The 7,836-nt window shown below is 56.2% G+C and carries 6 protein-coding genes; 2 read left to right on the top strand and 4 right to left on the bottom strand.

The features are described from left to right. Positions 1-245: 245 nt before the first annotated feature. The 4 genes from hemG to pepQ are packed head-to-tail and all read right to left on the bottom strand — an operon-like array spanning position 246 to position 4,240. On the bottom strand, positions 246-791 hold the full coding sequence (gene hemG, locus IPZ49_RS16160; RefSeq protein ID WP_022649736.1) for a menaquinone-dependent protoporphyrinogen IX dehydrogenase: 546 nt from the start codon (positions 789-791) through the stop codon (positions 246-248). 10 nt (positions 792-801) lie between these two features. Further along, a complete protein-coding gene (gene trkH, locus IPZ49_RS16155; protein WP_022649737.1) occupies positions 802-2,253 on the bottom strand; it encodes a Trk system potassium transporter TrkH in 1,452 nt (483 codons plus the stop codon). 41 nt (positions 2,254-2,294) lie between these two features. Further along, entirely contained in the window at positions 2,295-2,909 is a 615-nt protein-coding gene (locus tag IPZ49_RS16150) for an IMPACT family protein (RefSeq protein WP_015572737.1), read from the bottom strand. Beyond that, positions 2,909-4,240: a Xaa-Pro dipeptidase gene (pepQ, locus tag IPZ49_RS16145; RefSeq protein ID WP_017382602.1), complete on the bottom strand. Its 1,332-nt coding sequence runs from the start codon at positions 4,238-4,240 to the stop codon at positions 2,909-2,911. The genes IPZ49_RS16150 and pepQ overlap by 1 nt, the downstream gene beginning before the upstream one ends. A gap of 190 nt (positions 4,241-4,430) precedes the next feature. Here pepQ and fadB point away from each other — a divergent pair, with 190 nt between their 5' ends. Continuing rightward, the gene (gene fadB, locus IPZ49_RS16140; RefSeq protein ID WP_063147022.1) at positions 4,431-6,620 is read left to right on the top strand and encodes a fatty acid oxidation complex subunit alpha FadB; all 2,190 of its coding nucleotides are present in this window, start codon (positions 4,431-4,433) and stop codon (positions 6,618-6,620) included. A 9-nt stretch (positions 6,621-6,629) separates the two neighbouring features. Then, positions 6,630-7,793 (top strand): acetyl-CoA C-acyltransferase FadA, encoded by a 1,164-nt coding sequence (gene fadA / locus IPZ49_RS16135; protein ID WP_000416981.1) that lies wholly within the window; start codon positions 6,630-6,632, stop codon positions 7,791-7,793. The last annotated feature ends 43 nt before the right edge of the window (positions 7,794-7,836 follow it).

Here is a 7,836-nt window from a genome sequence, read left to right as displayed (position 1 = left end):
TGCCCATACAGATTGTCTGATAAATTGTTAAAGAGCAGTGCCGCTACGTTTTCGCTGCGGCGCGGGGTGTGCATATTACGCTTTCCCGCTTCAGAGTCAAGCGTTTATTTTGCTTTTCTCTGCTGACCCGGCGGCGTGTGTGCCGTTGTTCCGTGTCAGTGGAGGCGCATTATAGGGAGTTCTTCTGAAGTGACAAGCACTAAATACAAAATACTTTTCGTTCGCTCACTTTTCAAACTCAACGCTTATTTAACCCGCGAATCGTCCGTTAAACGTGCAATTTCACGGGCAAAACTGGCCACTTGATCCCAGTCGGTATAAACCACTTCTTTACGCGTATCCGTTTCCCCGCCCGTCATCTTCATGATCAGGCGGATCATAAAGCGGTCATACCAGCGGTAACGCGGGTAACGCAGCGCGCCCGCAAAGACAGAACAGATATCGGGCTGCCATGGCGAGCTCAGCAAAAACTTGCGCGTATAGCTGTTAGTCTGCGGTGTACGCTTCTCTGCTTTACGGGCAACCAGGTTGACCGAGTAAAACGCGCCGGGCAGCTTAGCGAGCTCCGCCGTATGCTTTTTCACAAAGCGATCCAGCGCCGGATGGAAATGACCGTAACGAATTGAAGCGCCAATGACCACACGGTCGTAATCCTGCCAGGCAATCTGTTCAGTGCGATTCAGGTTCACCACATCAGAATAAATGCCCAGCTCTTTGAGTTCAGAAGCCAGATATGAAGCAATCTCACGCGTTTGCCCATCACGCGTTGAGAAAAGAATTAACGTTTTCACCAATGTCTCCTTACTCACGCCAGAATGTTGGGGTAAACAGCACCAGCAGCGTAAAGACCTCAAGACGACCAAACAGCATATTGGCGATTAAGATCCACTTTGCCACCGGGTTCATACTGGCGAAATTATCCGCCACGACACCCAGCCCCGGCCCCAGGTTGTTTAACGTTGCCACCACAGAGGCGAAGGCAGAGAAATCATCCACGCCCGTGGCGATAATCGCCAGCATACTGACAATAAAGACCAGCGCATAAGCGGAGAAGAATCCCCACACCGCTTCGAGGATACGCTCCGGCAGTGCACGATTGCCCAGCTTGATGCTGTAAACCGCATTCGGGTGGACGAGACGTTTAAGTTCACGGTTCCCCTGCTTGAACAGCAGCAGAATACGGATCACCTTCAGGCCGCCGCCCGTCGACCCGGCACAGCCGCCGATAAACGCAGAGCACAACAGCAGCACCGGCAGGAACAGCGGCCAACGCGCAATACTGTCCGTGGTGAAACCGGCGGTTGTCGCCATCGATACCACCTGGAAGAAGGCCTGGTTCAGGGTCGTGACCGCCGAGTTATAGACATCGTGGAACCATAGTACCAGGGTACAGATGATCACCAGGGTCAACTGGACGCCAATAAACATCCGGAATTCCGGGTCGCGCCAGTACACCTTCAGGCTCCGGCCGCTAAGCAACGAGAAGTGTAGACCGTAGTTACAGCCTGAGATCAGCAAAAAGATGGCAATGATGGTATTGATCGTCGGGCTGTCGAAGTACCCGACGCTGGCATCGTGGGTGGAGAACCCGCCGATAGCGATAGTGGCAAAGCTGTGCCCGATGGCATCAAACGCAGGCATCCCGGCAAACCACAGCGCCAGCGCGCAGGCCACCGTCAGCAGGACATAAATAAGCCAAAGGGTTTTCGCCGTCTCCGCAATACGCGGGCGCATCTTGTTATCTTTCAACGGGCCAGGCATTTCAGCCCGGTAAAGCTGCATCCCCCCGACGCCCAGAATCGGCAGGATAGCCACCGCCAGCACGATGATCCCCATACCGCCGAACCACTGGAGCATCTGCCGGTAAAAGAGAATTGCATGCGGGAGTGAATCCAGCCCCACAAGCGTGGTGGCCCCGGTGGTCGTTAATCCGGAGAACGATTCAAAAAACGCATCCGTGACGGTGAGATTCGGTTGTTCAGAGAAGATAAACGGCAGCGCACCCACGCTTCCCAGTACCGTCCAGAACAGGACCACGATCAGAAAACCCTCCCGGGATTTCAGTTCACCTTTCTCACGGCGGTTTGGCCACCACAGCAGGGAGCCAATCGTCAGCGCGACAAAAAAGGTTTGCGTAAATGCACGCCCCGCGCCGTCCCGGTAGATGAGCGCCACCAGTCCGGGAATGATCATTGTCCCGGAGAAAAGTATGACCAGCAATCCAACGATTCGGGTAATGGCACGAAAATGCATCTCTGCCGCTTCCTTAGGTATTCAAAATTGTGAGGTGGGGATTATTCTTCAATCGGCAGTAATTGCAATGAACCGCGACTAAAATCAGCGAGTTTTGCTGAAAAAGCAGCCAGTTCCGCCTGAGGAAGCGCCACGCGTAATTGCACCATTGCCTGATAATCACTGTGTGCGATGACGCCGTTAAACTGTTTAAGCAGTGCTTCGATACCCGATAGCTGGGCGTAATCGCATAACAAAGTATATTCCGTAAGTGGCGTTTTGCGGGTTGTTATCAGCAGATTAAGCGCCTGCTGGACACCCCCTCCGTAGGCTTTAACCAGCCCTCCGGTGCCTAACAAAATGCCCCCGTAGTAGCGGACCACGACGGCGGTGATTTCACCCACGCCGCTGCCCATCAACTGGGATAGCATCGGTTTTCCGGCCGTACCCGCCGGTTCACCGTCGTCAGAAAACCCGAGCTGCTGTGAGTCGTCTGGCGGCCCTGCGACCCACGCCACACAGTGATGGCGGGCATCGGGGTGCTGCGCGCGGACGGACTCGACGAACGCCTTCGCCGCCTCCACGCCGTCAGTATGCGCCAACAGCGTGATAAAGCGGCTTTTCTTGATTTCCTCAACAAAGGTGACCGGCTCGGCCGGTATCAGCCAGCTTTCCATCAGGCCAGCTTCAGATCTCGCGTCATGTTCTCGATGCTGTTCTCGTGAATAACCACGTTATCTTCGATACGAATGCCGCCATACGGCTTCAACGCTTCAATTTTCTCCCAGTTGAAGTGCTTGCTGAACTGCCCTTCGCGCCACGGCGCCAGCAGGGATTCAATAAAGTAGATACCCGGCTCGATGGTCAATACCATACGCGGCGCCAGAACGCGGGTGCAGCGCAGATAAGGATATTTAGACGGTGCCGCCAGGTGCGTACCGGTATCATCCTGCATAAAGCCCGCGACGTCATGAACCTGTAAACCCAGCGGGTGGCCGATACCGTGCGGCATAAATGGCCCGGTCAAATCGTTCTCAACCATCGCCTCTTCGCTCATGTCTTTGACAATCTGATGCTTACGCAGCAGTTTAGCGATGCGCTGATGGAACTGGATGTGATAATCCACGTAGCTGGTTCCGGCCTTCATGGTGCCAATCAGCGCCAGCTGTTCGTCGTTCACGTCTTTGATCAATTGCGCAAAATCAGTATCCGCATTCGCCGCCCAGGTACGGGTCAGGTCTGCCGCATAGCCATTGTACTCAGCCCCCGCGTCCAGCAGGAAGCTGCGCATCTCAGCCGGAACCTGATGATCCAGTTTGGTGTAGTGCAGAACCGAGGCATGTTCATTCAGCGCCACGATGTTGCTGTACGGCACGTCGGTATCGCGGTGGCCGGTCGCCGTCAGGTAGGCCTGATTGATATCGAACTCGCTCATACCGGACTGGAACGCTTCGTGCGCCGCACGGTGGCCATTCACCGCCGTTTTTTGCGCTTCACGCATGCAGTAAAGTTCGTAGTCGGTCTTGTAGGCGCGATAGTAGTGCAGATAATCCAGCACGCCTTTCGGGTTGAGTTTATCTGCCGGAATATCCAGACCCAGCGCACGCTCAGGAACCGGACCAATGTAGCCGATGTTCCCACGCGCCGCTGGCAACTGGCTGCCAATGCCGTCTGCTTTTGGCAGCGCAATCACGTCAATTTCTTCGGTCCAGAATGAGGTCGGCAGCGGCTCCACGTTGTGCCAGTAATCGACCGGCAGGTAGAACCACAGTTTCGGCTTGTTCACGCCATCCACCAGCAGCCAGCAATTTGGAACCTGCGTGACAGGCACCCAGGCTTTAAACTGCGGGTTAACCTTGAAGGGATAAGCGTGGTCATCAAGAAAAGTATTCATCAGCTCGCCGGAGTGGATCAGCAGGGCATCCAGCTTGAAGCGGGCCAGTACATCGCGGGTACGTTCCTGTAGGGTAACGATATGATTTTTATAAAGCGAAGCCAGTGAGTCCATCATTCTTCCTTTCGTTTTTTTGACCTCAAGTCATCGCATCTTAGCACACCTCACTCCGGCTGCGTGATTTCCACCGACCGTGATCAGCGCAGCAATTTCTTAATGACTAATTTGCATTTTATTAACATAAATTCCACACTCCGTTTCATCTGGTATGACCAGATCCAATTGCTGGATTCAGGAGACCGACATGCTCTACAAAGGCGACACCCTGTACGTAGACTGGCTGGAAGATGGCATTGCCGAACTGGTGTTCGATGCCCCCGGCTCAGTGAACAAGCTTGATACCGCGACGGTGGCCAGTCTTGGCCAGGCGCTGGATATACTTGAAAAGCAATCAGATTTAAAAGGGCTGCTGCTGCGCTCCAACAAAGCGGCCTTTATCGTTGGCGCGGATATCACCGAATTCCTGTCGCTGTTCCTGGTGCCCGAAGAGCAGCTGAGCCAGTGGCTGCACTTTGCGAACAGCGTCTTTAATCGTCTGGAAGATCTGCCTGTCCCGACCCTTTCTGCCGTTAACGGTTACGCGCTGGGCGGCGGCTGCGAATGCGTGTTAGCCACTGATTACCGTCTGGCGACCTCAGACCTGCGCATCGGCCTGCCGGAAACCAAACTGGGCATTATGCCGGGCTTTGGTGGCTCGGTGCGTATGCCGCGCATGTTGGGTGCCGACAGCGCGCTGGAAATCATTGCCGCAGGTAAAGATGTCGGCGCGGAACAGGCGCAGAAAATCGGTCTGGTGGACGGCGTGGTTAAGCCTGAAAAACTGATTGAAGGCGCTGTCGCCATACTGCGTCAGGCGATTAACGGCGATCTCGACTGGAAAGCCAAACGTCAGCCAAAGCTGGAGCCGTTGAAGCTCAGCAAAATTGAAGCCACCATGAGCTTCACCATCGCCAAGGGCATGGTGATGCAGACGGCGGGTAAACACTACCCGGCGCCGATCACGGCGGTGAAAACCATTGAAGCGGCAGCCCGTCTGGGCCGTGATGAAGCCCTGAAGCTGGAAAACCAGAGCTTTGTCCCGCTGGCGCACACCAACGAAGCCCGCGCGCTGGTTGGTATCTTCCTTAACGATCAGTTCGTGAAGGGCAAAGCCAAACAACTCACCAAAAACGTTGAAACGCCAAAACACGCGGCGGTACTCGGCGCGGGCATTATGGGTGGCGGCATCGCCTACCAGTCTGCATGGAAAGGCGTGCCGGTAGTGATGAAAGACATCAACGAGAAATCCCTGACGCTGGGCATGACCGAAGCGGCCAAGCTGCTGAATAAACAGCTTGAGCGCGGCAAAATTGACGGCCTGAAGCTTGCAGGCGTGATCTCCACCATCCAGCCAACGCTGGAATACAGCGGCTTTGAGCGCGTGGACGTGGTGGTTGAAGCGGTCGTTGAGAATCCGAAAGTCAAAAAAGCAGTGCTGGCCGAAACGGAAGAGAAGGTGCGTCCTGAGACCGTACTGGCCTCTAACACCTCCACCATTCCTATCAGCGAACTGGCGAGCGTGCTGAAGCGTCCGGAAAACTTCTGCGGGATGCACTTCTTTAACCCGGTGCATCGCATGCCGCTGGTCGAAGTGATCCGTGGGGAAAAAACCTCCGACGAAACCATCGCCAAAGTGGTGGCGTGGGCGAGCAAGATGGGCAAAACGCCAATCGTCGTTAACGACTGCCCGGGCTTCTTCGTTAACCGCGTGCTGTTCCCGTACTTCGCCGGTTTCAGCCAGCTGCTGCGCGACGGCGCAGACTTCCGCAAAATCGACAAAGTGATGGAAAAACAGTTCGGCTGGCCGATGGGCCCGGCGTATCTGCTGGACGTTGTCGGCATCGACACTGCCCATCACGCGCAGGCGGTGATGGCGGCGGGCTTCCCGCAGCGCATGCAGAAAGATTATCGCGACGCCATTGACGCCCTGTTCGACGCCAACCGCTTTGGGCAGAAAAACGGTCTGGGCTTCTGGCGCTATAAAGAAGACAGCAAAGGCAAACCGAAGAAAGAAGAAGATCCGGCGGTGGATGGCCTGCTGGCCGACGTCAGTCAGCCAAAACGCGACTTCACTGACGATGAGATCATCGCCCGGATGATGATCCCGATGATCAACGAAGTGGTACGTTGCCTCGAAGAAGGCATTATCGCCAGCCCGGCAGAAGCGGATATGGCGCTGGTGTACGGCCTCGGCTTCCCTCCGTTCCACGGCGGCGCGTTCCGTTGGCTGGATACGCTCGGCAGCGCTCGCTATCTCGATATGGCTCAGCAATATCAGCACCTCGGTCCGCTTTATGAGGTGCCGGAAGGTCTGCGTAACAAAGCGCGCCATAACGAACCCTACTATCCAGCAGTTGAGCCAGCCCGTCCGGTTGGCACGCTGAAAACGGCTTAAGGAGTCACAATGGAAAAGGTTGTCATTGTTGATGCGATTCGCACCCCGATGGGCCGTTCAAAAGGCGGTGCATTCCGTAACGTGCGTGCGGAAGATCTCTCGGCGCACCTGATGCGTAGCCTGCTGGCGCGTAACCCGGCGCTGGACCCTGCTGCGCTGGACGATATTTACTGGGGCTGCGTCCAGCAGACGCTGGAGCAGGGTTTCAACATCGCCCGTAACGCGTCTCTGCTGGCGGAGATCCCGCATTCGGTTCCAGCGGTCACCGTCAACCGTCTTTGCGGCTCGTCGATGCAGGCGCTGCACGACGCGGCACGGATGATCATGACCGGCGATGCGCAGGCCTGTCTGGTGGGCGGCGTGGAGCACATGGGCCACGTGCCGATGAGCCACGGGGTCGATTTCCATCCGGGCATGAGCCGCAACGTGGCGAAAGCCGCCGGTATGATGGGCCTGACCGCCGAGATGCTCTCCCGTCTGCACGGCATCAGCCGTGAAATGCAGGATGCCTTTGCCGCGCGCTCGCATGCCCGCGCCTGGGCCGCCACGCAGTCTGGTGCCTTTAAAAATGAGATCATCCCAACCGGCGGTCACGACGCAGACGGCGTACTGAAGCAGTTCAGCTACGACGAAGTTATCCGTCCTGAAACCACTGTTGAAGCGCTTTCTACCCTGCGTCCGGCGTTTGATCCGGTCACCGGCACGGTAACGGCGGGCACCTCGTCTGCCCTGTCCGACGGTGCCGCCGCCATGTTAGTGATGAGCGAAAGCCGCGCCCGCGAATTAGGCCTGACGCCACGCGCCCGCGTGCGTTCGATGGCAGTCGTGGGCTGCGATCCTTCCATCATGGGTTACGGTCCGGTCCCGGCGTCAAAACTGGCGCTGAAAAAAGCGGGGCTGAGCGCAAGTGATATCGACCTCTTTGAGATGAACGAAGCGTTCGCCGCGCAGATCCTGCCGTGCATTAAAGATCTGGGGCTGATGGATCAGATCGACGAGAAGATTAACCTCAATGGCGGCGCGATAGCCCTCGGTCACCCGCTGGGCTGCTCCGGGGCGCGTATCAGCACCACGCTGATCAACCTGATGGAACGCAAAGATGCCCAGTTCGGACTGGCGACGATGTGTATCGGGTTGGGTCAGGGGATCGCGACGGTGTTTGAGAGAGTGTAAATGTAAATAAGGAAAAGTATCTTAAAGCCAATGACGTCAGAAC

Source organism: Enterobacter cloacae complex sp. S2, assembly GCF_015159675.1.
Lineage (GTDB): Bacteria > Pseudomonadota > Gammaproteobacteria > Enterobacterales > Enterobacteriaceae > Enterobacter > Enterobacter intestinihominis.
The sequence above is the reverse complement of the archived record's forward strand: the minus strand, read 5'-3'. Positions and strand labels throughout refer to the sequence as shown.

Excerpts from the sequence above, each read along its gene's own strand:
- trkH (WP_022649737.1), bottom strand. The coding sequence starts at position 2,253 with ATGCATTTTCGTGCCATTACCCGAATCGTTGGATTGCTGGTCATACTT.
- IPZ49_RS16150 (WP_015572737.1), bottom strand. The coding sequence starts at position 2,909 with ATGGAAAGCTGGCTGATACCGGCCGAGCCGGTCACCTTTGTTGAGGAA.
- pepQ (WP_017382602.1), bottom strand. The coding sequence starts at position 4,240 with ATGGACTCACTGGCTTCGCTTTATAAAAATCATATCGTTACCCTACAG.
- fadB (WP_063147022.1), top strand. The coding sequence starts at position 4,431 with ATGCTCTACAAAGGCGACACCCTGTACGTAGACTGGCTGGAAGATGGC.
- fadA (WP_000416981.1), top strand. The coding sequence starts at position 6,630 with ATGGAAAAGGTTGTCATTGTTGATGCGATTCGCACCCCGATGGGCCGT.